This window comes from Wolbachia endosymbiont of Drosophila tristis (assembly GCF_028981745.1).
GTDB lineage: Bacteria > Pseudomonadota > Alphaproteobacteria > Rickettsiales > Anaplasmataceae > Wolbachia > Wolbachia pipientis.
In genome coordinates, this window is the sequence record NZ_JAPQLN010000111.1 from 35,652 (window position 1) to 61,608 (window position 25,957).

A 25,957-nucleotide genomic window follows, 5' to 3' on the forward strand; every position below is an offset into this window, starting at 1 on the left:
GCTTATAAAGCGTTTAAAACATAAAAAAACGCCAACTTAAAAAATGGATAGTGAATAACTAGCTACCCTAGGGTTTCTTTTGCCTTTTTTCCTGTTTAGTAAATTTCTTAATGTTTCTAATTTAGATTAGTTGCGGTTTAAAAGCAACTGAATCGCGGTTATTAAGCATTTAGAATAAAAAAACGCCATACTTGAAAGTATAATGTAAGTAATTAGCCAACCACGGGGCTTCTTTTGCCTTTTTTTTCATTTGGTAAATTTCTTAATGTTTATGGCTAAACGACAACCGTCATCCCGCTACTTGTTAGCGGCTGAGATACCGCGGCGGTATGACGTAGGACTGCTGTCATCCCAGTGCTTGACACTGGGATCCAGTTGAGCTATTTCAACAAAAATACTGCATTTGAGATGAACGTTCCAGACTTATTTATAAATATAACAATTAAAGTCTGGATTCCAGCGTCAAGCACTGGAATAATATCGTTTACTATGTCTATATTACAATATTTGTGCAGTTGTGTGTCAACTACTTTTGTGGCACCGTTTGTTATTCAATCTTTATGCTAGTTTTACTAAAAATTATAGTATTTTAGGTATAATTGCAATATCTAAATTTAAGGTATAGAGATGAACCCTAGGAAAGTTTTTAATATTCTTTTTATAGTATTATTTATTTCTTTTTCTCATGTTGGGAGTGCTGCCGCTGACACTAATACTGATACAACTGCTCAAGTAATATGTAACATTATTGGCTACGTTTGGGGAATAGGCGGACCGCTTATGACCGTAGTGATAATAGGTGCAGCTTTGCTTGCGATATTTGGTAGAATGCCATGGCCAGCTCTTTTTGCACTCGGTATATTTTGTGCTGTATTTTTCGGTGCTAAAACTATCGTCATAAAAGTAATGGGTGGTATAGGCGGCACTGGAAATACTTCTTTGATGGACCAATGCGGAACAGGAGACACAAAAAAGAACTATTTTTTTCTAAAACAGACCTGATGCACGGCTTCAACTATATCTTCCACTTGCGGTAATGCTTTTTTTTCTAGATTTGCAGCGTAAGGTAAGGGGATGTCCTTGCCAGTTACACGTACAACTGGAGCATCAAGGTAGTCAAATCCTTGTTCCATAACAACGGCTGACAGCTCTGCTCCTATTCCTGCAAATGGCCATCCTTCTTCTACACTAACTAACCTATTAGTCTTCTGAATAGAGTTAATAACAGTTTGAGTGTCAAGTGGTCTTAAGGTTCTGAGGTCAATCACTTCAGCTTCTATACCTTTACTCGAAAGTAAATCTGCTGCATTTAAGGCATCCATTAATTTTAATGAAAAAGCAGTGATAGTTACATCCTTTCCTTCCCGTATAACAGCAGCTTTGCCTATCTCAAGTAGATAATCTTTGTTTGATAGCTCAGAGTCAGAAACTTCATGCTCATGTCCATAAGCTATTTCGTTTTCTAGAAATATTACCGGATTAGGGTCACGAATTGCAGCTTTAAGCAGACCTCTGCAATCTGAGGCAAAATAGGGTGCTATTACTTTTAACCCCGGTATATGCGAATACCAAGCTGCAAAGCATTGAGAATGTTGTGCAGCAACTCTTGCTGCAGCGCCATTTGGTCCACGAAATACTATAGGGCATCCAAGTTGTCCGCCTGACATATAATTTGTTTTTGCTGCGGAATTCACAATTTGGTCAATAGCTTGCATAGAAAAATTAAAAGTCATAAACTCGACTATTGGCTTTAATCCAGCAAATGCCGCTCCAACAGCAAGGCCAGCAAATCCATGTTCGGTAATAGGCGTATCAACTACTCTGTTTTCTCCAAACTCTTTCAGTAATCCTTTCGTTACTTTATAAGCACCATCATACTCTGCAACTTCTTCACCCATGATAAGCACATCAGAGTCGTTTTGCATTTCTTCTCTAATTGCTGTGCATAAAGCTTCTCTTACACTTAAGGTTGCCATTTATAAACTTTTATAGACTTTAACTAAAGTAACTATATCAGAATTACTGGGGGTAAGTAAAGTGTACAAATTAAGTTTTACAAACATCATGACCAACTCATTCCAAAAAAAAATCTTCTCACGCTTGCTGGTTTTGGTTGCTAAAAATGATTGTATTGCTTGTGTTTTTAATAATATATACTGCTAAGTTAATAATAATTCACTTGGGAATAACAGAAAAATACATGATAATTTTATATTTCAAATAGAATAAAATCCTTTTTATTGATACTGTCTTTTTTTGTAAAAAACATTCCTAACTTTTCCACCACTTTTTCTGGCTAAGGTCAGTATAACTTTTGCTTGAAATAACTGTTTATATGGTGCAATTTACAGCTTTTAGTTGCTAAAATTATAACTCTTAATTTAATAATTTTAATCCAATAAGCTTTCAGGTTAATAAAATTAAATTATTTGAGTAAATGCAATACCATGTCTTTATTTGTGGGTAATAATAAGAATAACGAAGGTTGGCTCAGCTACACTTCTATAATTTCAATTTTTATGTTTACCGTATAAAAGAAGTTTCTTCTATCTGTGTCTTCGCGTTTGAAACTAACTTTATTCTATCTCTTTCTTGTTCTGGACTTAACCTGTGAAGCGCGCAACTGAAATCTTCCTCACTCACTATAAGCCGTCTTTGCGCACCAGCGCTAATTTTTGCTTCATTCACTAATTGCTCTAACTCAGCCCCAGAATAGCCTTCAGTCTTGTCTGCAATGTCTTGGAGGCTTAGCTTTTCATCAGTTTTTGTACCTCGCATATAAAGTGCCAATATCTTTTGTCTCACCTCTATGTTTGGATTAGGGACATAAACCTTCTGACCTAAACGTCCAGGTCTAATAAGTGCTGGATCTATACCACCGATAAGGTTAGTTGCACCAATTACTATTATATCTTTTCTGCTCTTAAATCCATCTATTTCAGTTAACAACTGTGTTAAACTCTCTCGACAATGGTAAGCTGAGTTATTAGCGGTACTTCTTTTTTGTGCAACTGCATCTATTTCATCTATAAAGACTATACAAGGAGAATATTTTTTTGCTATTTTAAAAAGCTCGCGTACAGCATGTGCACCATGACCAATATATACTCCAATAAGTTCAGGACCTGAGATGCTTATGAAATTCATATTTGATTCACCTGCAATTGCACGAGCGATAAGTGTTTTACCATTTCCAGGAGGGCCATATAATATGTAACCTCTTAGTGAATTAATACTTTTATTTCCAAACAGCTTGCGCATTTCTTCTGTCATTTGGTCACAGCAAATCATCTGCAACCGTTGTTTTAAGGAGTCATCAATTATAGCATCAGCAAATGTTATTCTTTTATCATCTGAATTAGCTAATTCTATCGATATAGGCAGCTCTACTTCCTTTAGTTTGCTGAATACTTGATCATATACAAACCAAACAATAAAAAGGAGAACGACAAGTAACACACAAGGCATAGCTTCACTAACATAATGTGCAGCTAACTCATACCCTTTACTAAGCAACATTGTATGCATATAGGCAAACAAAAAAGCGATAGAGACAATAGTTGCCACGCATAGTAAACAGATTGAAATTCTTTTTAGTAATTCTGAAATTTCAATTTTTTTCATCTTAATACCTTATACCAATTTTAAACTAAGAATAATTTTATCTAGCTTACCTATTTTAGCTTGATTAGAGCGTTCAGAAAAATTATCAAGTACGTACTTTATTAAATACTAAAAACAATATATCACCATATTGTCACATACATCTTTAAAGTTTACCAAATTCATTTTCAAAAAACAAGATTTTATTATTAACCCGAATTCTGGATTAGATTTTAGGTAAATTATTGAAAGTCTTGAATTTTACTAAATTAGTAACTAGTCTTAAAATGCTTACTGCTTTATCGTAAATGCTAAAACAATAAGCTATTGATATTCTTGTTTTTTTAATCTCCAATCCAGAATTCGGGTTAAAAACGCTAACTTGTATCTTCAAGAAATAAGACATAATAGCTCTAAAATGTCTTGCAAGGAAAGGTAAAGCTGAACGCTAACTTATGCCAGAAAAATACCGTCTTGTTTGCCTTTTTGAGTAGTATCATCTTATTTTTCCTGTAAATTTTGTTTATAACGCCTAAGATTTACGATATTTTAATCCCGGTAGAATATCTTATAAAATCAGATTATATGTTATACCTATGGAAATAGATAACTTTCAGCAATATTACAACCAAGAAGAAATGAAGACAGTAACATTAGCTCAAATTTATAAAGACTTGGTAATAAAGATATTCGATATAGCCACAAGCAAAATGTAAGCTACTATTAATGGTATTATGGAAATAGCACCAACGATACCACCTACTATACCTACTACCAGAGGTGACGGAGTAGTAAGGCTTAATATAATAAGTGGGAGAGATATAATTGATAGTATTATAGAAATTACACCTACTGTTTTCAGAAGAGATAGAAATCCTTTTGAATCTAAGTGTTCTTTAATTCCCTTAAATAATATAAAGAAAATGCTTATACACATTATAGCACAAAGTATTACTGCTGCTATTTTTATTATAGCTGCTGCTATAAGTGCTGCTAAATAAGCTATATTCATTGCAATTATCACACACCATAATAAAAAAGTCAACTCCATATGTTTAGGTTGTAAAATCCCAAAAAGCAGCCAGAATAGAATAAGCAAACATTTACGAATTGAATTTAGTGCAAACAAGGGTGTTGATATCAACCATACTCTGCAGAATCGCAATATGGTATGACTACATGCTTTTTATTGATTTGATTAACATAATCAGCAGAGAGTTTTGTTTTGCAAAAGATGTCTACAGTAACATACTGCAATTATTTGGAATTGTAGGGCTAGGTGCAATTGTAAGGCCACTTGGTGCATTCATATTTGGTCACGTTGGTGACAGGTATGGAAGGAGGATAGCATTAATAATTACTATCTTGCTAATATCGATACCATCAAGTCTCATTGCATTTATTCCAAGTCACAATCAAGTAGGTATAATTTCTACTATATTGCTTCTTGCAATCCATATAACACAAGGCATTGCACTTGGTGGTGAACAAGGAAGTTCTGTTTATCTTATAGAGCATTTATCCAGTAGGAAAGAGAACTTAGGGATGTATTTTGGAATGATGGGTTTTGGTCGCTCCATTGGCGTCTTGCTTTCTGCGGTGATAGTGATTATCTGCAAAAAAACTACTGATTTTTGTACCTGGGGTTGGAGATTGCCATTTATTTTCTCAGCTATTTTAGGATTAATTAGCGCGTATAGCATATACACATTGGGAGAAACTCCAGCATATGAAAAAAATCGAAAACAAAGAAATTTACCTGATTTGCCAATAATAGAGCTTATAAAACGCCACAAGAGAGCTCTTATACTTGCTATTTTAATATCTGTACCTGTTAATGTTGCTGTTGGATTTACCATATTTCTTCGAACTCTCGCAAAGGAAATAGCATCAGTGGATGTTTATGTAACAACATATATCAACGAAATTGTATTGATTATAACCAGTGTATTAATGCCGATATCTTCAATAGCGTTTGGAATGTTGGCTGATAAAGTTGGAAAAGAGCGCACTGCAATCTTATTTATAGCAATTACAATGGCACTGTGTTGTCCTGCGTTATCTATTGCATATTACTATAAAAATTATCTTGTGATTGCGTTGAGCGTAATGGTTCTCTCTATAATAGAAAGGGGTATAGTTCCCATAGGAATAGTTGCATCTGAACTCTTTCCTACCAATGTTAGATTTAGTGGTGTGAGCTTATCACGCAATATCTCTTATGCGTTACATGGAGGATTTACTCCTATGGTTTGTATTTGGTTGACTGTAACATTTCCTCAAACAAACCTTGCTGCTGGGCTTTATATAGTCTTCTGCTTGTTGATCAGTGTGGTAGCAATATTGCAAATAAAACCGCAAGATAAAAATTTTGATTTGTGAAAGTTCTCAGTTTTCTCTTAGATTTATACCGTAACCTAAATTAGGTCCTTAGTTTCTCAAAAAAATCCTTTAACAAAAAAGAGCATTCTATTTCTAATATCCCACCATAAACTTCAGGTATATGGCTGCAAAATTGAAATATCTTAGCACCATTTTCAATTCCTCCACCTTTTGGATTATAAGCTCCAAAGTACAATCGTTTAATTCTGGCAAAGGAAATAGCTTGAGCACACATCGGACATGGTTCTAATGTTACGTACATATCAGCATCACAAAGCGTGGGAGTTGAAAATGCTTGTCTGATCGCTAACATCTCTGCATGTGCAGTTGGATCGCTGGATATATTGTGTGCAGAAGAAATGATATTGTCTCCACTCACTATTACAGCACCTATGGGCACCTCATCATTTTTTTGAGCGAGTTTGGCTTGCTCTATGGCAAGCTCCATATATTGATACTTAAACACTAGGCACTTATTTCTTATCAATTGCTGCTTTAACGAACGACACGAAAAGAGGATGAGGAGAAAACGGCTTTGATTGAAATTCTGGATGAAACTGAACACCAATAAACCACGGATGACTCTCTAACTCCACTGCCTCTATGCACGTTCCATCTTCTGATATGCCACTGCATAGCAGACCATTTTTTTCCAAATCATCTTTATAATCTGAATTGATTATGTATCTATGCCTGTGTCTTTCTGAAATAGTAGTGTTACTATATGCATCCATCATTTTAGAGTTTGCATTTATATTACATTTGTATGCCCCAAGTCTCATGGTTCCACCAAGATCGTCATCTTGATCGCCAGCTAACTTAACGATTGGATGTTTACAGTTACGAAATTCTTCAGAGTGTGCATCTTCAAGCTTAACAACATTACGAGCAAATTCAATAATTGCAAGCTGCATACCAAGGCAAATTCCGAAAAATGGGATATTATTTGTACGGGCATAATTTATTGCTAATATTTTACCCTCTACTCCGTCATCACCAAACCCCCCTGGAACAAGGATTGCATGAGAATTCTGTAATTTCTCTCCTATAAGTTTTTCATTTATAGGTTTTTCTTCCTTCTCTCTTGAGTTAACCCAATTTATCTTTACTTTGACTTTATTACTAATCGCACCATGATTTAATGCTTCAACCAGTGATTTGTATGCATCAGGGAATTCGGTGTATTTTCCCACTATAGATACAGTAACTTCCTGTGTTGGGTGCCTTATGGAATGCACTATTTGATCCCATTCAGTCAAGCTTGGTTTTGGCTTACTTAAATGAAAGTGCTCCAAAATTTGCGTATCAAGCCCACATTGGCTATACAACACCGGTAACTCATATATATGACTCACATCAGGGGCAGGTATCACATTGGATAAAGAAACATTGCAAAGCTTAGCTATTTTCTCTCTTTGATTATCGAAAATTTCTTTCTCACTGCGGCATAATATAATATCTGGTTGTAACCCCGCGGAATTTAACTCTCGAACTGAATGCTGCGTTGGTTTTGTCTTTAATTCTTGCGCTGCGGTAAGATATGGTATTAAAGTTAAGTGAATAAGGATAACTCTTTGTTTTCCTAATGTGTAGTTAACTTGACGTATAGCCTCCAAAAATGGTTGGCTTTCAATGTCACCTACAGTTCCGCCTATTTCACATATTACAAAATCTAAACCTTCCGTACCATTAAAAATGAACGATTTGATCAAATCTGTCACATGAGGAATGACTTGCACAGTTTTGCCCAGATAATCACCACGCCTCTCTTTCTTCAATAACTCATGATATATCTTACCAGTTGTTATATTGTCATCTTTTGTTGCTTTAATTCCAGTAAAACGCTCATAATGCCCAAGATCCAAATCAGTTTCAGCACCATCCTCGGTCACAAATACCTCTCCGTGCTGAGTTGGGTTCATTGTCCCAGGATCAATGTTGAGATACGGGTCAAGTTTTCTGATACGGATCTTAAAACCGTGAGCTTGAAGAAGCGCACCAACGCTTGAAGCAACTAAGCCTTTACCAAGCGATGACACAACTCCACCTGTAACAAAGATAAATTTAGCTTCCTTCATTAATTTTCAAATGGAACAGAAGTAGGTTCACTTTCTTGCTTTTTTTCTAATATAATTTTCTCTGCAATCGATTTTTTATGTACGTCTTTTGAATATAATCCTGACAATAGCAATGTGTTTATAATAAACAATCCAGCAACAATAGCCGTTATTCTGCTGAGCGGGTTTTCAGAAGATTTCACTGGAATCATCGAATTGACCCCCTGTTGTGTATTACTAAAACCACTTAACGAACTACTTCCAGGCGGCTGCAAGAGCACTAAAATTACTAACACAACAACCAATATTATTTGAAATATACTTAATACCGCTACTGACATTATAGATAGGGCTGAAAATAAAAATCTTAGCAGTACAAAGCACGTAAGTCAAGAACATCTGTCACCCAAATAACTTGAAATCTAAGTATGTATTTACTGCTTACCTTATTTTGATTAACATATGCATAAGACTTTGGGCTTAATATGTATCACATTTTAAAATATAAAGATTATGAACCAAAAATAGACGAAAGTGCTTTCATCGCAGGTGGTTCGCATATCATAGGTAAGGTTGAAATAGGAAGAGATGCAAGCATCTGGTTTAATTGTGTAATCAGAGGGGACGTTGGATCAATAAAAATAGGTAATGGAACAAATATTCAAGATGGAACGGTAATTCATGTGGATAGAAACCCAGGTGGTGACACAATTATTGGCAGCATGGTAACAGTGGGACATTTTTGTGTGTTGCACGCATGCACGGTGCATGATAAGGCGTTTATTGGTATGGGCTCTACCGTGATGGACCATGCAGTTGTGGAGCCTGAAGCTATGGTAGCTGCTGGCTCACTGGTAACACACGGAAAAGTGATAAAAAGTGGGGAAATATGGGCTGGCAGGCCAGCAAAATTCTTCAAAAAAATGTCGAATGAAGAAATTAAACATATTACACAATCAGCACAAAATTATATTATGCTAATGAAGGAATATAAAAACTGAAGTTCGCGTCAAGTGTTTTACTTGACACGTACATTTCGGCTTAACCCTTGTTACTTCTTTTTCCCATTCTCATTTACTTCTTGTGCTTTTGCCCCATCTACTTGAGTACTAGGTAATACTGCATATGTAATACCACCGGCTACGAGTGCAGATGCTACTGCTATACCAATCATTACTAACATCTCTAACTTAACTGTACGTTCAAGTGCAGTAAATGCTATCAGTCCAGCAGCAAGACCCATACCAACAGTAGCAGTGTACCGTGCTCCATTGCCTTGTTTTGGTTGCTCAGTTGTTTTGCTTTTATCTTTTAGTTTTCCATTTTTCTCCTCAGCTTCAGTCAATCGATTTTGTAAGTCTTTTGTTTCATCCTTTTTGGCTTTTAACTGAGCAGCATTTGGTTGGTTGTTTAACTGTGCTTCTAAATCTTTTTTTTTATTTGTTAGTGTTGTTTTTTCACCCTCTAACTTCGTAACAGCAGCATCTAGTTGAGCTTTTAATGCTGTCATTTCATTCTCTTTCTCTGTTAACTTTTGCTGTAACGCCACAGCATCTAATGCTTCCAATTCTGTTATTTTAGCATTTTTCTCTTCTAACTGCTGCTGCAACGCTGTAGAATCTATTGCCTTTAGTTTTTCCACTTCAGCTTCTAAGTCTTGTTTTTCCTGCTGAGCTGTGTCCAATTGATCTTGTAATTCTTGTGTTTTAATTCTCAATTCCTCCTCAGCTTTCTTCTTTGCAGCTTCCAATTCTGTTATTTTAGCATTTTTCTCTTCTAACTGCTGCTGCAACGCTGTAGAATCTATTGCCTTTAGTTTTTCCACTTCAGCTTCTAAGTCTTGTTTTTCCTGCTGAGCTGTGTCCAATTGATCTTGTAATTCTTGTGTTTTAATTCTCAATTCCTCCTCAGCTTTCTTCTTTACAGCTTCTAATTCTGTTATTTTAACATTTTTCTTTTCTAACAATTGTACTGTGGGATGGGAAGATAGGGCTTTTACCATAATCTCCTCTTTCCCATCGTTAAAGCCTAACAGATTTTTCATTTCTTCTAGGCGACTAAAATATTTGCAACCCTTTTCCCCAACTAATTTTACATCCATGATTATATTATCTCCTAGTTCTTCTTGAGGATAAGAACAAGTAATATATAATTGTTGATCATTTAGCGTACAGCCCACATAAAACTTGTCATCAATTATAGCACCACTCTTATCTACGTTTTTATACTTTTTAAATTCTTCATAATCATCTTTTTTTATAACAAGCACTATTTTATCATTGGCAACCCGTATTGTACCATTCTTTAAGCTTAGCATAACGAACCTCAATTATAATTTAACATTACATAATACCCTGAGAACCTAAGGTCAAGTAATATTTTTATCATAGCATAGAAAATTTATGTTCGCAAACAAAAAATTTTGGCGTAAAATTGCCGTAATTGTGCTATAGCTAAAGTAACTTAGGTTTACCGACCATCGTCATTCCGCTGCTTGTTAGCGGGATCTAGAGATACCGCGGCGGTATGACGTTGCTAGCTTAAAGTTTAAAATTGAGAAATATTTATGTTAAAAGAAAAATACGGCTTTAAAGAAGTTGAAGACAAATGCAACATATTGTGGGAAGGCAGTAAAGTTTACAGGTGGAATGGTGAAAAGGATAACACTTTCACTATAGACACACCTCCACCGACAATATCGGGTAAATTGCATATTGGCCATATATTTAGCTATTGCCACACGGACTTTATTGCAAGGTTTCAGCGCATGCTGGGAAAAGATGTGTTTTACCCAATTGGGTTTGATGATAATGGGCTTCCCACTGAAAGATTGGTTGAGCAAACCTATAAAACCCGCGCAAAAGAAGTTGGCAGGGAAAAATTTATAGAGATGTGCCATGAGGTTATTGAAAAATCAAAGCAAGAATTCAAGGAACTATTTAAATCGGTCGGCATTAGTTATGACTGGGATTTGGAATATCACACGATCAGCAAGGAAACTGTGACGCTTTCACAGATGTCGTTTATTGATCTATATAATAAAGGGTATGCATATAGAAAAATGCAGCCCATCCTTTGGGACCCGGTTGATAAAACAGCAATTGCGCAAGCAGAAATAGAAGATAAAGTTTTTGAGTCATCCTTAAATACGATAGTTTTCTCTACTGAAGAAAATGAGCAGATCAACATTGCAACTACGCGACCTGAGTTACTTCCAGCATGTGTTGCAGTTTTTTGTCATCCAGAGGATGTGCGCTACACCCATCTGATCGGAAAAACAGCCGTGGTGCCGATCACAGAGACAAAAGTTCCAATAATAGCTGATGATAAGGTTAAAATAGATAAAGGCACTGGGCTTGTTATGTGCTGTACGTTTGGTGATGAACTCGACATATATTGGCAGCAAAAGCATAATCTACCGATGAAAATTATCATCGATCAGGATGGGAGGATGAGCCTTCATTCAGTACATGGTCAGAAGGAAGAAATATGGATCCCAGTGTCTGGGCACTGGGATGACACCATAGGGGCTACTGGGATGACAGGAGAAAGGGCTACTCAGATGACAAAGGAAGGTGGGTGTGATCAGAAAGAAGAATGGATCCCAGTGTCAGCTACTCGGATGACAGACGATATACTAAATGAAATAAATGGATTGAAAGTTACAGCAGCAAGAAAGCGGATAATCGAAATCCTAACTGAAAAAGGACTTTTGGTAGAAAGCACTAACATTTCTCATTCTGTTAAGTGTGCAGAAAGATCTGGTGCATCACTTGAGATATTGCCTACTTATCAATGGTTTATCAAGACCTTAGCGCAAAAAGCTCAAGTATTAGATAAAGTAAAAGAATGCAATTGGCACCCAAGCAATATGCGTAAACGCATGGAAGTGTGGATAGAAGGGCTAAATTGGGACTGGTGCATCTCAAGGCAGCGCTATTTTGGTGTGCCATTTCCAGCGTGGTATTCCAAGCGTAAAGGAGAAGAGGGCAAAATCATCCTAGCTGAAATAAAGGCCCTACCTATAGATCCATCGAAAGATTTACCAAAAGGGTATAGCAAAGAAGAGATTATCCCAGATCAAGATGTAATGGATACTTGGGCCACAAGTTCAATTACTCCTCAACTAAGTGCACTGGCAGTAAACAGTGAGTTTAGCTTACCAAATCATCGCTATGATACGATATTTCCTGCAGATCTGCGCAGCCAGAGCCATGAGATAATAAGAACTTGGGCTTTTTATACTATTTTAAAGGCACATTATCATGCAAATTCTTTACCTTGGAAAAACATTATGATCAGCGGTTGGTGTTTAGCAGATGATAAGAAAAAGATGAGTAAATCAAAGGGTAACATCATCACTCCTCATGTAATACTTGAAACTTATGGAGCTGATGTAGTGCGCTATTGGGCAGCGAACTCAAGGCTTGGAGTTGATACAGTCTACTCTGAAAATACATTCAAAATTGGCAAGCGCCTCGTTACAAAACTTTGGAACGCTAGCAAGTTCGTTTCCATGTTCATGGAAAAGCATCAAGTGATGAGCATAAATTCTGCTCACGAGACAATGGATAAGTGGATATTGTCTAAGTTATACAAAGTTATAGAAAGAGCAACAAATAACCTATTACAGTTTGAATACTGCGAAGCTTTGGGCGCAATAGAGGAATTTTTTTGGAAGGATTTTTGTGATAGTTACTTGGAGTTAGTAAAAAAACGTGCGTACGGAAGCAGTGAAGCAACCTTAAGTGCAAAACAAAGCTTGGCGTATGTGTTAAATGTTATTTTGCGGTTATTTGCACCTTTCTTGCCATACATTACAGAAGAGATATACCACCAGTTGTATAGTTATAATTCTGTACACAATCAAAGTAATTGGCCAAGCAAAGAAGAACTTATCTACGATAAATATTCAGAGGAAATGGGAGATAATGTTATTCAGATATTAAACATTATCAGAAAGATAAAGGCAGATAATAATGTATCAGTTAAGCATCTGATAAAAAAGTTGATGATAAAAGCAGATCTACGAGAGGATAAGTTGGATCAATCCGCACAGAATGATTTGCAGGCAGTTTGCAATGCGGAAACGATAGAGTGGATGCAGTCTGAGCTTGAAACTGAAGACGAGAAATACATAGTGAATATAGATTTATATTGATTTTTATAGCTTTACTTCCTTTAATATCCATGCTATTGTAATCATTATTAGTATGAGGGAATAATAATGGGGGATTTATATAATAAAGCCAATGCACCGTATCTTATAGCTGGTGCTCTTGCTACTTTGGTATTGCTTGCGTCTGGGACACTTGCCGTTGCCCCTTATGTTGAGTTCTTGTCTTCAGTTGCAGCCTTTAATGTAGCTCTTCCTGTTGCTTTGAGTTTGTCTATACTTTCTGTTCTGGTGCTTGTACTTTCATGTAAAATGATCAGCCAGAATAAAAAGCTTGATGCACAAAAAGCAGAACCTAATGAAAAAAATGGATTAGCTAAAGAGCAAGAAAATATAATACAAAGCTTAGAGCCTCAAATCAAAGAGCTAAATAAGAGGCTTAGTAGTCAGTACAATGAGATTGAAAAGCTAATTGCTAGTGCTGCAAAAAAAGAGGAGCTAAATAAGCTTAACAATGAAGTGAAAGAGCTAAAGGTAAAGATTGCTAGTGTTGCAACAAAAGAAGAGATAAATAAGCTTAGTAATGAAGTTGAAAAGCTAATTGGTAGTGCTGCAACAAAAGATGAAATGGAAGAGCTAAAGGCAAAGATTGCTAGTGCTGCAACAGAAAGTAAAACACAAGAAAAGATTTTTATGAAATTTTACGCAAAAGGTGAAAAAAGAGGGAAGAAAGCATTTGAGGATTTTATATTTATAAAAGAGATAAAAACAAAATTAGTAAATATTTATGAATCAATAAAAAATAATATTAATATAGTGTCTTCAGCAAAATCAGGTGATTCAGAAGAAGAGCAAGAAAAAATACAAAGAGGATTCATTTTTCACGGTCCAGGAGGAGCTGGTAAGAGTTCAATTGTTGAGGCGATTGGGGATCAGCTGATATCTCTAACTACATTTATAAAAGTTTCTGGAGCTGATTTGCTTGAAAAATCAAATATAAATGAGCTTTTTAATAAAGCAAACGAAAACGCTCCTTGTATAGTTCTTATAGATGAAATCGACAGCTTTGGCAAGGGACGCACTGATGCCAATCGAGTACCTTTAAATTATTTTTTCACTAGATTCGATGAAGCTGATAAAGGTGTGACGGTGTTTGCTACAACTAATGTTAGTCTGCAAGATTTAGATGCATCACTTGTTAGGGGAAGTTGTTTGAGTAGTAAACTCAAGTTTACTATGATAGAAGGAAGTATACTTAAGAATATACTGAAGGATGGTCTGAATGAAAAATTAAAAAATAAAAAGTACAAGCATGCTATCTCAAGAATTTTAAACGAGACAAGACTTACAACACTCTCTCTCTCAGCAGCAGATGTGAAATGTTTTATAAATTATATAGTTGAAAAGTTAAACAACAAGATTGGAACTTCTGCTTATACTATAATTAAAGATTTTTGTATTAAATATAATATTGGAGAGGTGTCGAATAAGCAGACTAACAGGAAAATTGAAAATTCTATAGGAGAATCACAGCAATACACATCCAGACCATCACATAAGCTGAATGACGCTTTATGTGATTCTGGATATACCAGTATGTTCTACCCCGATCAATAGCTAACTAGACTTATAAGTACAATGGTACACTCGATACACAAGGTCTAAGTCATTTTTTAGCTAGCAGACTGAAGATGGGAAGTTTGTTGTAGGTGCAGCACTATAATTCCTCCACAGATAAGAGAATTTTAATGAATATATACAAGACTGCTGAACGTGGGGGGAAGAGGGGAGTAATGAGCAATTTGCTTAGTGAGGCTAACACATTTTATTTTATAGCTAGTTCCTTAGCTACTCTTACGTTACTTACATCTTTAGCGCTTATTGTGACTTCTAATGTGCCTCTTCCTCTAATTCTTGCTTTAGCTACATTATCTATTTTGGTGCTTGCACTTTCATGTAAAATAATTAGTAATAATGTAGAATTGGAAGCAAAAGTAAAAGGTCAGTTAGAACATAAGGAGGAGATGCTTTCTCTTGAACACCAAGAGTTACGTGATGAAAATACAAGATTGAATGAAAAAGTGGATTCTTTAATGGAGGAATTGTGTCAATGCAAATTAGAAAGTGAAAAGAATAAGTTATGTTTAAAGTCAGAATATGAAGATGAGTTACGCTTAAGATTGGAATATGAAGATGAATTAAACTTGGAATTAGAACATAAAAGTAGGGAAGCTTCTTCTCTGCGTACTCAATTAACTATGTTAAGAAAAAAAGTAGAAGTAGAAGAAGTAAAACAATTAAAAACTTTAGAATCGGAAGAACAACATGAGAGCTCAGAAAGCGACATAGAAGAATTAGAGAAGAAGTTATGCCAGTCGGAAAAGGAAAAGAAAGAATTAGAAGGTAAAGTTAGTGATGAACGTCAAAAGCGCACTGATCTTGAAAGTAAAGTTGATAAATTGTGTACAAAGGAGAAAGAGTACTTATCTAAAATTAAGGAGCTGGAAAAGGAGTCATTATCTTTACAAAAAGAAGAGAAAGAATCTGATAACACATTAACAACAGTGAATGATGATCGCGATAATAAGGTGAAAGAATTAAACAGTTCACTTTTGAAGCAATCCTCTCAAATAGAACAACTTCAAAAAGCTTTATTGGAAAAGAAAAAAGAAGAAGTGCTTTTTTTGCAACGGATGATAGAATATGTAACAGATGAGGTAGAAAAATTAGTAAGGGAAAATGAAGTGATCAGAGATGATGATAAAAAAGTAATATTACAAGTGATTCAAGCAACAAAGTCTGTGTTAGTAGAAGAAGCTGCACAATATTTGCCAGGCGAAACGTCTGTTCCTTCATTTGTGGAAGATCCTGGATATACCAGTGGATGTTCTACCCCGATCAATAGCCACTAGACATTTTGAGTACAGTTGTACACTGGATACATAAAACCTTAGCCATTTTTAGCTAGTAGACTGAAAAAGGAAAGTTTGTTGTAGGTGCAGCACTATAATTCCTCCACAGATAAGAGAATTTTAATAAATATATACAAGACTGCTGAACGTGGGGGGGGAGGAGGGGAGTAATGAGCAATTTGCTTAGTGAGGCTAACACATTTTATTTTATAGCTAGTTCCTTAGCTACTCTTACGTTACTTACATCTTTAGCGCTTATTGTAACTTCTAATGTGCCTCTTCCTCTAATTCTTGCTTTAGCTACATTATCTGTTTTGGTGCTTGCACTTTCGTATAAAATAATTAGTAATAATAAAAAAATAGAGGTTGAGAGAAATAAATTCGCTCAGAAAGAGCAAGAGTTAGAAAATAAAATAACTCTAGGAAAGGAAGCTGAAAAAGCTGCAAACAAAGAAGTGGAAAAATTAAAACATGAATTAACTCGAGAAAAGCAAAATTTAGACAAGAGAGCAAAAAGATTGGATCAGAAAGTAAATGAGTCAGAAGTTGAGAGAGAATCTCTTCTTGAAGAAAAAAAATCTTTAGAGAAAAAATTAGAAACAGCAAAGAATCGTACGTTTGAAATAGACAATGAATTGGACAAAACAAGAAAGGAAATAGGTAAGCTTAATGAGCAGGAAGAGAAATTAAAACTTGAAATCTCATGTTTAAAGAAACAGTTGGAAGAAAGAAGTAGATTTATTGCAAAGCTGAAGATGGAAGTGGATGATAATAAACATTTAGAGCTAGAGAATAAGGGGTTAAATGATAGAATAGAAACGTTACGTGAAGTACAAAAGGCACTACGTGAGAAAAAACATGAACTTAGTGAAAAAGTAGAGGCATTGAATAAGGAAAAAAATAAACTTTCTAAAGAAGTAGAGGAATTACGTGAAGAACAAGAAAGGCTGCATGCAAACTTAGATAAGCTACAATGTAAAATTAAAGAGGTCAACAAAGAAAAGAAAAATTTATCTAAAGAATTAAAAGAGAAATTTGAAGAGTTAGATGAAGCAAATGGTTTAATTAAAAATCAATCTTTTGAGTTAGATGGGATAAGAAAAGATTGTAATAATGAAGTAAAAAGTTTAAGAAATTCACTTTTAGAACGAGACAGTCAAATAGAAGATTTTTTGAAAGAGAAAGAAAAACAAGTGAATTTTGCGCAACTGTTGATAAGATGCGTAACAGACAATATAGAAGAACCAATAAGAAATAATGATGGAAAAGCAATATTAGATACGATTCAAATATTAAAGTCTGCGTTACAAGGAGAAATTGCACGGCTTTTGCCAGACGAAACGCCTTCTTCTTCGCTGGAAGATCTTGGATATGAATCATTATTTGTCAGTCGCTCATCCACCCCGACCAAGTTGCCAAATTCACTATTGACAGAATCTTATGAACGCAGTCAGTTCAATCAGAGTGAAAGTATTTGCAAAACACAACAATGAGTCTTATTATAAGATAAATCATGCAAGATAATGAACCCAATAATATGCGCACTGGATACACAAGACTTAAATAAGGCTATTTCTCTAGCTAATGCTCTGCGTGGTAAAGTTGGCATGGTAAAGCTGGGATTAGAATTTTTTGCTGCTCAAGGTCTTTCTGGAGTGCAAGAAGTTGCAAAATGCAATGTACCAATTTTTTTAGATCTGAAATTGCATGACATTCCAAACACTGTAGCTAAAACAGCTGAAGTAATAAAAGTTCTGAACGTTGAAATGTTAACTCTGCACATCAGCGGTGGGACAAAAATGCTTGAAGAAGCGCTAAGTGTAGTGCAAGGCACAAAAATAAAGCTGATTGGAGTGACAGTGCTAACTAGTATGAGCAATGAGAATTTAAACGAGCTTGGAGTAGCAAGAGAAGTAAAATCACAGGTAATTTTGCTTGCAAAGCTTGCAAAAAAGATTGGACTCTATGGAATAGTCTGTTCTGCATTGGAAGCTCAGGAAGTGCGCCGAGAATGCGGTGAAGACTTTAAAATTATTACTCCAGGAATTCGTATAGATCCAGGTCATGACGACCAAAAAAGAACAGCAACACCAAAAGAAGCAATAAATTCAGGAGCTGATTATATCGTCATTGGCAGACCCATTACAAAAACTACAAGTAGTGCGGAGCTAATATTGAAATCCATGAAAGAATTTTAATATAATAACTTAATTTATAAAAATACTAACATATTAATTAGGAATAAGCATGAGTAATATCAATAGAATAATACGCGAAGTAATCAAGGAATTCCGCTCAAAATTACCAGATAAGGAAATAGAGGAATATTCTGGCAAATTGAATAAGCTACATATCTACCAGTGCAATAAGCATATAATAGAAAATAAGAAGCTATATCATTATACAATAAATGGGAAAACCCATGCTATGGGTCAGCATGGGCATAATTTTGTCAAGAGTTTAGAAGTTATCTTGAGGAATAAGCCACAAATTTCCTTAGAAGAGGTAATTGATTTTATGGAAAAAATAATTAATTTTGGTATTGATAGTTGTTATGGAGCATTTGAGATGATATTTGAATCTCGCTCTGGTGTTACAATAGATGATGCAGTTAATTTTGTAAAAGATAGCTTATCTAGTAAATTTTATGGATTCCATGGCAGTGGGATTTTCAAAGTAATATTAGAACTTAATCCAGAGAGCTCTCTTGAAGAGATAGAGAAACAATTTAGCAAAGTAGTAGATCCTTACTTTCTTAATGCTTGGAGTCGAGAAAGTGAAAGGGCTTTTGCTAAGATATGTAGGTTATGTAGAGAAGGACATGTGGAGAATATGCAGAAATTTGATTTTAGCAATTTTAATTTAGATCAAGATAGTGCTGGAGCATTAAGAGCACTGTTACAGTATTGTGTTGACGTTTCTAATCAAAAAGCTTTAGGTGATTCACATGAATTGCATAGAGAAGAGATGGAGGGGATATATAAATTTGATGATAATTACGATTTAAATTTAGATAGTGATCATAATGATAGTATCTAGCATTGAAATTATACTACAATAATAAAATAACTGGATAAAAATTATCACCAAAAAAATTCAAAAAAGTGCTTGACATAAAAGAACGAACATTATATAGTGTCATTATCTTTTATTTGACCTCGCTTAATTTAATTACTGGATTAAGCTTACAGTACTAAGCGTGGCACAAAGTGCCACGCTATTTTTCGGTTTACATTTTCAACAGATAAAAAATGATGCCATTTCAGTGCCAAGCACATAACTGTACGGATATTCATTTTTAAAGGTAAATTGCACAACAGATGATGTCATTCCAGTGCTTGACACTGGAATCCAGAAATTTTGCTTATAACTGAGCTGATGAGCTAAAGGTAGTTGTCTTACGCTAAAACAAACGTTTTTAATTAAGTTGCATAGAAGCTGGATCCCAGTGTCAAGCACTGGAATGACATCGTTTACTATGTACCATATTGCAATATTCGTACAACTGTGGGAAACATCTATGGATGCCATTCCTATTACCTTATTTCCATTTTTATTTCATTTTCAAAGGAGGCTATTATGTCACTTACCGATATCGCTCACCGTATCAATGAACTCGCTTCATCATGGGAGCAATTTAAATTAATAAATGATCGCAAACTAAAAGAAATTGAAAGCAAAGGGCGTGCTGATTCTGCAACAATTGAGCAGCTATGCAAGGTAAATAATGCCATTGATAGTTGCAAAGAGCGTTTAGACTTGATCGAAACTGCAGCTCAACGCCCAGAAGTAAATACAGATTTTAGCACAAGCGATAAATATTTTTCTGATTATATCCGCAAGGGAATGGAAAGCGGTTTATCACACAAAACCCTCAGTGGAGATGACAGTGATATCGGGGGGTATCTAGTTACTCCGCATATTGTAAAACGCATAAACAAGCGCGTAACTGATTCGTCCCCAATGCGACAAATATGCTCCAGTCAAAGAATCTCTACTGAAACATTGGATTACATTATAGAAGATTTTGACCGCGCCGGTGCAGGTTGGAGCAGTGAAACAGTAGATGATGAGGACGGTGGCAATAAGTCTAAGTATGATTTTGCAAAAGATACGGACACGCCCAAAATCCAAAAGATTTCCGTCACAACTTACGAGTTATATGCTCAACCACAAATATCACAAAAGTTACTCGATGATGCGTTTGTCGATGTTGAGAGTTGGCTGGTGGAAAAGATTGACGAGACTTTTAGTAAGGAAGAAAGCGAAGCCTTCATTAAGGGTGAGGGCACTTTTCAACCAAAAGGAATTTTAGCTTATGAAAATGGAAACAGTTATAATAAAATAGAGCAAGTTAAAACTGAAAAATTAGATAGTGATTCAATAATGATGTTGTATTACTCTCTGGACGAATATTATTCCAAAAATGCGTCATTTTTGATGAACAGGAGTACGTTGAAGGATATCAGGCTGCTAAAATCTCAAACAGGTCAGTATCTCTGGCAGCCAAGTCTGTCGCTTGAAGCTCCAGATACTTTAATGGGAATACCAGTATATCAATCTGCCGATATGCCACCAGCGCCAAACAATCAGCTACCAGTAATTGCGATGGCAGATTTCAAACAAGCTTATAAGATTGTAGATAACAGAGGAATGAGAATATTAAGAGACCCTTATACGAATAAACCTTATGTGAGGTTTTTTGTCACTAAGCGTGTCGGCGGAGAGGTTGTAAACACCAGTGCTATTAAATTGTTGAAAGTTGCGAGCAAGTACTAAAAACTTCCGCAGCATCATCTTTATAGCTGATCAAAGCAACACGTCATACCGCGATTCATTCCATAACTGTACGAACATTGTGATTTTGGCCCATCAGGAGGGTGTCATCCCAGTGCTTGACACATATAGCTAAACTGACTTAGATTTACCGACAGTTTGAAAAACAAAAATTCGTCATTCCGCTACTTGTTAGCGGAATCTATGCTGAGATATCGCGGCGGTATGACGTAGGAAAACCTTTCTTGGGTTAGCTATAGTTTGCTATATTATGTGATTTTATTTTTAGCATTGCTTCTTACATTATGTAATTTTGTTTTCCATAATGTATATTATGTAATTTTCGATGCTAAGATCTGTTATAGCTCTCAGTATGATATGAGTGATTCTCTTTTAATAATTATTTTTTAAATAGTTTGTTGGTTCATCAATTTCTTTAGGATTGATATCTACAATTATTTTTCCGTTTTTTAACAGAATAATCCGATCTGATATTTTTGTTAAAAAATCCAAATTGTGAGAAGCGATAATCATAGTAATACCCATATCTCTAACTGATTGTAGTAGTTCCACAACGTCGACTATTGTTGCTACATCTAAACCAGACGTTGGCTCATCGCATAATAGAATCCTTGGATTCATCATTAAGCTTCTGGCAAGCGCAACCCGCTGTTTTTGCCCACCGGATAGATTACTAGGGTAATCATTTTTTTTAGAGGCAATACCCAAAGACTCAAGTAGTGAATCACTTTGATCCTGAGTTTTGTTTTTAAGTTTGGGAGCATATGTAAGATTTTCCCAGACAGTCATATGTGAGAAAAGTTGAAAATCCTGAAATACAAAACCAGTACTATCATTGCATTCAATGCTACCAGAATCTAAAACTTCGAGTTTTTGTATACAACGTAACAATGTTGATTTACCACTACCAGAAGGACCAGCAAGACCAACTATGGATTGCTCTATAATCAGGTTAATATTATTAAGTACTGGAACATTATTAAATAATTTACAAACATTATGCATTTTTATCATATATACCTTTCTGTTCAATCTTTTTGCCTATATATTCAATTAGTAATACAAGAGCGTAATAATAAGCCCCAGCAAGACAAAGTGGTATAAAATAAGTAAATTGTTCTGCTGCAAGCATTTGCGCAGAGCGCATAATATCAACACCACCAATAGTAGAGATTAATGCCGTTTCTTTAAGGAGTGCAATGATCTCATTTATCATTGCAGGAAGAATATTTTTAATAACTTGTGGTAATATAATATCTCTCCACATATAGAAACTAGGTATTTGTAAAGTTTTAGCTGCTTCAAACTGGTTTTTTGATATAGTTTCAATACCAGCTCGTAAAATCTCAGCAATATAAGCACAGCTATTTAGACCAAATGCTATAATGCCAGCACTAAATATGTTTAATTTAATTCCTGCAATGGTTGGGGTCATAAAATAAACAACACTTAACTGTAATATAAGGGGGGTGCCACGTATTACAGATATAATTCCATTAATTAATGGAATACAGATCTTATTATATCTGAGTACTGACAATAATCCCCCTAGACTCACACCTAAAAGCAGTCCTCCAATCAATAATTTTAAAGTAAAGGCAAGGCCTGTTCCAACAAACAAGAAATTAGAAATTAATTCCTGCATCAGTTATCTCCTAGCCATTTTTCTGCTATTTTTTGTATTACACCTTTACTTTCTAAACTTTTTAATGCCTCGTTTATTTTATCCTTTAAAGCAGATCCTTTATTCACAGCAATAACATAACCACCATCTAACTTGGCAGTGGCTGACCATGATAGACCAGGATTTTTTTTGCTAAATACTTTACCTTGGAATTCATCAATTAGGACGCCATCAACATGACCAGACTTTAATGTTTCTACAGCTTGATTATTATTGTCTATAGCAATAATTTGAGCTGTTGTAGGAACATGCTCTTTTAGCCAAATTTCCATGACAGTTCCTAGTTGAACGGCTATCTTCTTGTGAGTTAAGTTGTTTATACCGGCTATGGGTTTATTTTTGTGATATAGAATACCAAATTCCCCTGTATAATAACTATTTGAAAAATCAAAATTTTTTTCACGCTCTTCTGTGCTACCAATAGTAGATATAGCAGCATCTACAGAATTACTTTGCAATGCTGCAAATATAGCACTAAACTGCATATCTTTAAATATCGCTTCTTTACCTAACTCTTTTGCTACTAATTGAGCAAGCTCAATGTCAAAGCCAGTAAATTTACCATTTTCATAATATTCAAAAGGTGGATAATCTGCAGAAATTGCAAATCTAATGATATTATCGTGTTTATTTTCCTTGCATCCTGTTAATAGAATACTTATCACTATAATAGCATTTAAAATATATTTTTTCATATTACTAATTTATATTCATATTTTATTCATCTTATGAATATAGACATTAAAAATTGAATAGTCAAGAAATAATGAATATAATTTCAAATATACTTATTACATATTCAATATGAGGAAAATGCATAATGCATGACAACACACTAGGTGAACATATTTTAAATATTATTCAAAATCACGAAATTTTAGAGCAGAGCGATTTACAGACCTTGCTTAAAGAAAGAGGGCACAACATTCCTCAGGCTACTTTATCAAGAAAATTAAAAAAACTTAAAATTGCCAAAGTTGCTGGTATGTATAAAGTAATTGACATCAACCAATATCGATTACCATTAATACTTAATATGCAAATTTCGGATTTTGGTTTAATAGTACTACACACTCAACCAGGACAAGCTAGCAGCCTAGCTTACTTTCTAGATCAGAAGTATGTTATTTATTCATTAAATAATAGCAAAAACATAGGAATTATAGGAACTATAGCAGGTGATGATACAGTATTATTGATCATCAAAAGTAAGGCTGAACTTAACAAAGTATTACAATCAATTTATGAAACATTTCCATATTTAAGTCCTGAATAAGAATGTTGTAAGTTAAAAATGTGATATAAAGGAGATAAGAGGGATTTCTTTGTTTAAATCTTTGTCTTCTTTTTTTCAATATACCTACATATCAGAATGGACAATTCATATAGAATCAGCATAGGTATTGCAAGCCCTACTTGGCTTAATACATCAGGTGGAGTTAAGATTGCAGCGATAATAAAAATTACCACTATCGCGATTCTGCGTTTATTTGACAAACTTTGTGTAGTGAGTAACCCTACTCTCACCATTAATGTGAGTATTACTGGAATTTGAAATGCAGTGCCAAAAGCAAACATAAATTGGAGAACGAGGTCTAAATATTCGCTAACTGATGGCATAAACTCTATTGGTATACCGAAAGATTTCCCACTATGTTCAAAAGTGATGAAAAACTTCCAGGCTAAAGGAAATATATAGTAATAGACTACAGTAGCTCCCGTTACAAATAAAACCGGTGTTGCAATCAAGTATGGCAACACCACTGCCCTTTCACTTTTATATAACCCAGGTGCTAAGAACATATAAAATTGCCATGCAAACACAGGAAAAGAAAACAAAAGTGCGCTCATTATTGCAACTTGGAGATACACAAAAAATGCCTCTGTTAAGTCTGTGTAAATTAAAGAAAAACCTTCGCTACCTTTTGTTGCTTCTATTAAAGGTGCGAGTAAAAAACGGTATATATTTTCCTTAAAGTAATAACAAAAACCAAAAGCAACGCAAAAAAATAGAAAGCAAAAGATAACTCTTTTTCTGAGTTCCGCAAAGTGCTCATAAAATGAGGCGTATTTGCTTGAGTTCCAGTTCATACTTTACTATAGCTCAATAATGCTATGTCTAACATTCTCAGCGAAAAAGCCCACTCATTGTCATACCACGCTGCAACCCTGCATATATCACCTGTAACATATGTACCAGTTAAATCCACAATTGCACTATAAGGGTTATGCACAAAATCTATTGAGACTAAAGGTTCCTCGCATATAGAAAGTACATTTGACATTGGATAACCCTCTGTCATCCTAGTACCCTCTGATGTCATCCGAGTAGCTGACACTGGGATCCAGAAATTAGATTCCAGCGTCACGCGCTGGAATGACGTAGAGGAGAGAGCTGCATCCTTAAACATTTCATTGATTTCTTTAACGGTCGCTTTCTTATCAGTCGTAAATGTAAAATCAACCATAGAAACATTGCTAACCGGAACTCTGACGGCAGTGCCATCTAGCTTGCCCTTTAATTCAGGAATTATAGAACCAATTGTTTTTGCTGCCCCGGTTGTAGTTGGCACCATAGATAATCCGCAAGCCCTTGCTCTACGCAAATCTTTATGATTACCATCAAGAACATTTTGATCATTCGTGTAGGCATGTATAGTAGTCATAAAACCGCTTTTTATACCTAAACTGGAGTGTAGGACTTTCACAATCGGAGCAAGGCAATTTGTAGTGCAAGAACCTGCTGATATCACTTTATGCTCTTTTTCGAGCATATCGTCATTCACACCATAAACTATAGTGACATCAGCATCCGGAACTGGAGCAGAGACAATTACTTTCTCTGCATTGTGCCTTATTGCTTCTTCACGTTTATTGAATGCACCAGTACATTCAAGTATTACATCAACATTCCAAGGAATATTTTCAGGATTCCGTTCTCTATATAAAGAAAACTTTTTGCCATTTATAGAAATCCAATTTTGAGACTCATTAAAATCAATATCACCACTGAATTTGCCATGAACAGAATCATATTTAATCAAATGTGCATGCTGCTTTGCACTGAGCGATCCATTGACAGCTACAACTTCTATTTGTTTGCTATATTCTTCTATTTCGAAAATAGCACGCAATACGCCTCTGCCTATTCTACCCAGACCATTAATTCCTACACGAATCGTCATCTCTTCATTCAAAAAATTTAATTATAGAGGATATCACTTGATATTTCATTTTATTCTTTTGCTTTTCTATCGATATGAACATTATAGCAAGGAGACAGGGCTAAAAACTTGCTTGACAAACTCCGCCAGCCCCCTTATCATGAAACTGAAGCTATTGTATTTGCTTTCACCAATCTGCAGATTAAAAGGTAAGGATTACTTAATGTATCGGCGTCTTATGT

The 25,957-nt window shown here is 35.1% G+C and carries 24 protein-coding genes; 12 read left to right on the forward strand and 12 right to left on the reverse strand.

The window, feature by feature from the left end:
• Positions 1-627: 627 nt before the first annotated feature.
• Positions 628-1,002 (forward strand): TrbC/VirB2 family protein, encoded by a 375-nt coding sequence (locus OZD64_RS05555; protein WP_006279664.1) that lies wholly within the window; start codon positions 628-630, stop codon positions 1,000-1,002.
• Here the strand turns inward: OZD64_RS05555 and OZD64_RS05560 are convergent.
• Positions 978-1,976 carry a pyruvate dehydrogenase complex E1 component subunit beta gene (locus tag OZD64_RS05560; RefSeq protein WP_010082654.1) on the reverse strand — a complete coding sequence of 333 codons (999 nt, stop codon included), beginning with the start codon at positions 1,974-1,976 and terminating at the stop codon, positions 978-980. The two genes, OZD64_RS05555 and OZD64_RS05560, sit on opposite strands and share 25 nt — an antisense overlap.
• A gap of 547 nt (positions 1,977-2,523) precedes the next feature.
• Positions 2,524-3,624: an ATP-binding protein gene (locus tag OZD64_RS05565; protein WP_274999472.1), complete on the reverse strand. Its 1,101-nt coding sequence runs from the start codon at positions 3,622-3,624 to the stop codon at positions 2,524-2,526.
• A 713-nt stretch (positions 3,625-4,337) separates the two neighbouring features.
• Between OZD64_RS05565 and OZD64_RS05570 the strand changes: the two genes are divergently transcribed.
• Together OZD64_RS05570 and OZD64_RS05575 are read left to right on the forward strand one after the other, a co-directional pair.
• On the forward strand, positions 4,338-4,604 hold the full coding sequence (locus tag OZD64_RS05570) for a hypothetical protein (protein ID WP_038198831.1): 267 nt from the start codon (positions 4,338-4,340) through the stop codon (positions 4,602-4,604).
• 118 nt (positions 4,605-4,722) lie between these two features.
• On the forward strand, positions 4,723-5,985 hold the full coding sequence (locus tag OZD64_RS05575) for an MFS transporter (RefSeq protein WP_256440138.1): 1,263 nt from the start codon (positions 4,723-4,725) through the stop codon (positions 5,983-5,985).
• Positions 5,986-6,025: 40 nt separating this feature from the next.
• Here OZD64_RS05575 and OZD64_RS05580 read toward each other — a convergent pair whose 3' ends face one another.
• Genes OZD64_RS05580 through secG form a run of 3 tightly spaced genes read right to left on the reverse strand, consistent with a single transcriptional unit; the run spans position 6,026 to position 8,383 of the window.
• Positions 6,026-6,433, reverse strand: coding sequence for a nucleoside deaminase (locus OZD64_RS05580; RefSeq protein WP_010962617.1), 408 nt, complete (start codon positions 6,431-6,433; stop codon positions 6,026-6,028).
• 25 nt (positions 6,434-6,458) lie between these two features.
• Entirely contained in the window at positions 6,459-8,063 is a 1,605-nt protein-coding gene (locus tag OZD64_RS05585; protein WP_015588967.1) for a CTP synthase, read from the reverse strand.
• Positions 8,063-8,383 (reverse strand): preprotein translocase subunit SecG, encoded by a 321-nt coding sequence (secG, locus tag OZD64_RS05590; RefSeq protein WP_010962615.1) that lies wholly within the window; start codon positions 8,381-8,383, stop codon positions 8,063-8,065. Before secG ends, OZD64_RS05585 begins: the two co-directional genes overlap by 1 nt.
• Before the next feature lie 144 nt (positions 8,384-8,527).
• Between secG and OZD64_RS05595 the strand changes: the two genes are divergently transcribed.
• Positions 8,528-9,043 carry a gamma carbonic anhydrase family protein gene (locus OZD64_RS05595; protein ID WP_010962614.1) on the forward strand — a complete coding sequence of 172 codons (516 nt, stop codon included), beginning with the start codon at positions 8,528-8,530 and terminating at the stop codon, positions 9,041-9,043.
• Positions 9,044-9,093: 50 nt separating this feature from the next.
• On the opposite strand, the gene OZD64_RS05600 is transcribed toward OZD64_RS05595, so the two are convergent.
• Entirely contained in the window at positions 9,094-10,359 is a 1,266-nt protein-coding gene (locus OZD64_RS05600) for a coiled-coil domain-containing protein (protein WP_274999473.1), read from the reverse strand.
• 249 nt (positions 10,360-10,608) lie between these two features.
• On the opposite strand from OZD64_RS05600, the gene OZD64_RS05605 reads away from it, so the two are divergent.
• The 6 genes from OZD64_RS05605 (at position 10,609) to OZD64_RS05630 (ending at position 19,109) form a co-directional block, all read left to right on the forward strand.
• Positions 10,609-13,203 (forward strand): valine--tRNA ligase, encoded by a 2,595-nt coding sequence (locus OZD64_RS05605; protein ID WP_274999474.1) that lies wholly within the window; start codon positions 10,609-10,611, stop codon positions 13,201-13,203.
• Between the two features lie 66 nt (positions 13,204-13,269).
• Entirely contained in the window at positions 13,270-14,775 is a 1,506-nt protein-coding gene (locus OZD64_RS05610; protein ID WP_274999475.1) for an AAA family ATPase, read from the forward strand.
• A gap of 131 nt (positions 14,776-14,906) precedes the next feature.
• Positions 14,907-16,070 (forward strand): coiled-coil domain-containing protein, encoded by a 1,164-nt coding sequence (locus OZD64_RS05615; RefSeq protein ID WP_274999476.1) that lies wholly within the window; start codon positions 14,907-14,909, stop codon positions 16,068-16,070.
• A gap of 170 nt (positions 16,071-16,240) precedes the next feature.
• The gene (locus OZD64_RS05620; RefSeq protein WP_010962610.1) at positions 16,241-17,563 is read left to right on the forward strand and encodes a coiled-coil domain-containing protein; all 1,323 of its coding nucleotides are present in this window, start codon (positions 16,241-16,243) and stop codon (positions 17,561-17,563) included.
• Between the two features lie 30 nt (positions 17,564-17,593).
• On the forward strand, positions 17,594-18,268 hold the full coding sequence (pyrF, locus tag OZD64_RS05625) for an orotidine-5'-phosphate decarboxylase (RefSeq protein ID WP_274999477.1): 675 nt from the start codon (positions 17,594-17,596) through the stop codon (positions 18,266-18,268).
• Positions 18,269-18,317: 49 nt separating this feature from the next.
• Positions 18,318-19,109, forward strand: coding sequence for a hypothetical protein (locus OZD64_RS05630; protein WP_274999478.1), 792 nt, complete (start codon positions 18,318-18,320; stop codon positions 19,107-19,109).
• A gap of 198 nt (positions 19,110-19,307) precedes the next feature.
• Here OZD64_RS05630 and OZD64_RS05635 read toward each other — a convergent pair whose 3' ends face one another.
• Complete coding sequence (locus tag OZD64_RS05635) at positions 19,308-19,601, reverse strand: hypothetical protein (RefSeq protein ID WP_010962608.1); 294 nt, start codon at positions 19,599-19,601, stop codon at positions 19,308-19,310.
• A gap of 48 nt (positions 19,602-19,649) precedes the next feature.
• Here OZD64_RS05635 and OZD64_RS05640 point away from each other — a divergent pair, with 48 nt between their 5' ends.
• A complete protein-coding gene (locus tag OZD64_RS05640; RefSeq protein WP_274999479.1) occupies positions 19,650-20,849 on the forward strand; it encodes a phage major capsid protein in 1,200 nt (399 codons plus the stop codon).
• Between the two features lie 390 nt (positions 20,850-21,239).
• Here the strand turns inward: OZD64_RS05640 and OZD64_RS05645 are convergent, their stop codons facing one another.
• From OZD64_RS05645 to OZD64_RS05655, 3 genes are read right to left on the reverse strand one after another with little or no spacing between them, the layout of a single operon-like run.
• A complete protein-coding gene (locus tag OZD64_RS05645; RefSeq protein WP_010962606.1) occupies positions 21,240-21,881 on the reverse strand; it encodes an amino acid ABC transporter ATP-binding protein in 642 nt (213 codons plus the stop codon).
• The gene (locus OZD64_RS05650) at positions 21,865-22,512 is read right to left on the reverse strand and encodes an amino acid ABC transporter permease (RefSeq protein WP_022626279.1); all 648 of its coding nucleotides are present in this window, start codon (positions 22,510-22,512) and stop codon (positions 21,865-21,867) included. Before OZD64_RS05650 ends, OZD64_RS05645 begins: the two co-directional genes overlap by 17 nt.
• Entirely contained in the window at positions 22,512-23,246 is a 735-nt protein-coding gene (locus tag OZD64_RS05655) for an ABC transporter substrate-binding protein (RefSeq protein ID WP_038198776.1), read from the reverse strand. Before OZD64_RS05655 ends, OZD64_RS05650 begins: the two co-directional genes overlap by 1 nt.
• A 125-nt stretch (positions 23,247-23,371) precedes the next feature.
• Between OZD64_RS05655 and OZD64_RS05660 the strand changes: the two genes are divergently transcribed.
• Complete coding sequence (locus tag OZD64_RS05660) at positions 23,372-23,827, forward strand: arginine repressor (protein WP_010081874.1); 456 nt, start codon at positions 23,372-23,374, stop codon at positions 23,825-23,827.
• Between the two features lie 53 nt (positions 23,828-23,880).
• On the opposite strand, the gene tatC is transcribed toward OZD64_RS05660, so the two are convergent.
• Both tatC and OZD64_RS05670 read right to left on the reverse strand, forming a co-directional pair.
• Entirely contained in the window at positions 23,881-24,642 is a 762-nt protein-coding gene (tatC, locus tag OZD64_RS05665) for a twin-arginine translocase subunit TatC (protein ID WP_274999480.1), read from the reverse strand.
• A complete protein-coding gene (locus OZD64_RS05670; protein ID WP_010962604.1) occupies positions 24,639-25,736 on the reverse strand; it encodes a type I glyceraldehyde-3-phosphate dehydrogenase in 1,098 nt (365 codons plus the stop codon). The genes tatC and OZD64_RS05670 overlap by 4 nt, the downstream gene beginning before the upstream one ends.
• Positions 25,737-25,957 lie beyond the last annotated feature (221 nt).

Coding starts and splice junctions, on each gene's coding strand:
- OZD64_RS05635 (WP_010962608.1), bottom strand. CDS start 19,601: ATGGCATCCATAGATGTTTCCCACAGTTGTACGAATATTGCAATATGG.
- OZD64_RS05620 (WP_010962610.1), top strand. CDS start 16,241: ATGAGCAATTTGCTTAGTGAGGCTAACACATTTTATTTTATAGCTAGT.
- OZD64_RS05565 (WP_274999472.1), bottom strand. CDS start 3,624: ATGAAAAAAATTGAAATTTCAGAATTACTAAAAAGAATTTCAATCTGT.
- OZD64_RS05650 (WP_022626279.1), bottom strand. CDS start 22,512: ATGCAGGAATTAATTTCTAATTTCTTGTTTGTTGGAACAGGCCTTGCC.
- OZD64_RS05640 (WP_274999479.1), top strand. CDS start 19,650: ATGTCACTTACCGATATCGCTCACCGTATCAATGAACTCGCTTCATCA.
- OZD64_RS05580 (WP_010962617.1), bottom strand. CDS start 6,433: ATGGAGCTTGCCATAGAGCAAGCCAAACTCGCTCAAAAAAATGATGAG.
- OZD64_RS05660 (WP_010081874.1), top strand. CDS start 23,372: ATGCATGACAACACACTAGGTGAACATATTTTAAATATTATTCAAAAT.
- OZD64_RS05605 (WP_274999474.1), top strand. CDS start 10,609: ATGTTAAAAGAAAAATACGGCTTTAAAGAAGTTGAAGACAAATGCAAC.
- pyrF (WP_274999477.1), top strand. CDS start 17,594: ATGAACCCAATAATATGCGCACTGGATACACAAGACTTAAATAAGGCT.
- OZD64_RS05555 (WP_006279664.1), top strand. CDS start 628: ATGAACCCTAGGAAAGTTTTTAATATTCTTTTTATAGTATTATTTATT.
- OZD64_RS05655 (WP_038198776.1), bottom strand. CDS start 23,246: ATGAAAAAATATATTTTAAATGCTATTATAGTGATAAGTATTCTATTA.
- OZD64_RS05615 (WP_274999476.1), top strand. CDS start 14,907: ATGAATATATACAAGACTGCTGAACGTGGGGGGAAGAGGGGAGTAATG.
- OZD64_RS05645 (WP_010962606.1), bottom strand. CDS start 21,881: ATGATAAAAATGCATAATGTTTGTAAATTATTTAATAATGTTCCAGTA.
- OZD64_RS05560 (WP_010082654.1), bottom strand. CDS start 1,976: ATGGCAACCTTAAGTGTAAGAGAAGCTTTATGCACAGCAATTAGAGAA.
- OZD64_RS05670 (WP_010962604.1), bottom strand. CDS start 25,736: ATGACGATTCGTGTAGGAATTAATGGTCTGGGTAGAATAGGCAGAGGC.
- secG (WP_010962615.1), bottom strand. CDS start 8,383: ATGTCAGTAGCGGTATTAAGTATATTTCAAATAATATTGGTTGTTGTG.
- OZD64_RS05595 (WP_010962614.1), top strand. CDS start 8,528: ATGTATCACATTTTAAAATATAAAGATTATGAACCAAAAATAGACGAA.
- OZD64_RS05600 (WP_274999473.1), bottom strand. CDS start 10,359: ATGCTAAGCTTAAAGAATGGTACAATACGGGTTGCCAATGATAAAATA.
- OZD64_RS05585 (WP_015588967.1), bottom strand. CDS start 8,063: ATGAAGGAAGCTAAATTTATCTTTGTTACAGGTGGAGTTGTGTCATCG.
- OZD64_RS05610 (WP_274999475.1), top strand. CDS start 13,270: ATGGGGGATTTATATAATAAAGCCAATGCACCGTATCTTATAGCTGGT.
- tatC (WP_274999480.1), bottom strand. CDS start 24,642: ATGAACTGGAACTCAAGCAAATACGCCTCATTTTATGAGCACTTTGCG.
- OZD64_RS05630 (WP_274999478.1), top strand. CDS start 18,318: ATGAGTAATATCAATAGAATAATACGCGAAGTAATCAAGGAATTCCGC.
- OZD64_RS05570 (WP_038198831.1), top strand. CDS start 4,338: ATGGAAATAGCACCAACGATACCACCTACTATACCTACTACCAGAGGT.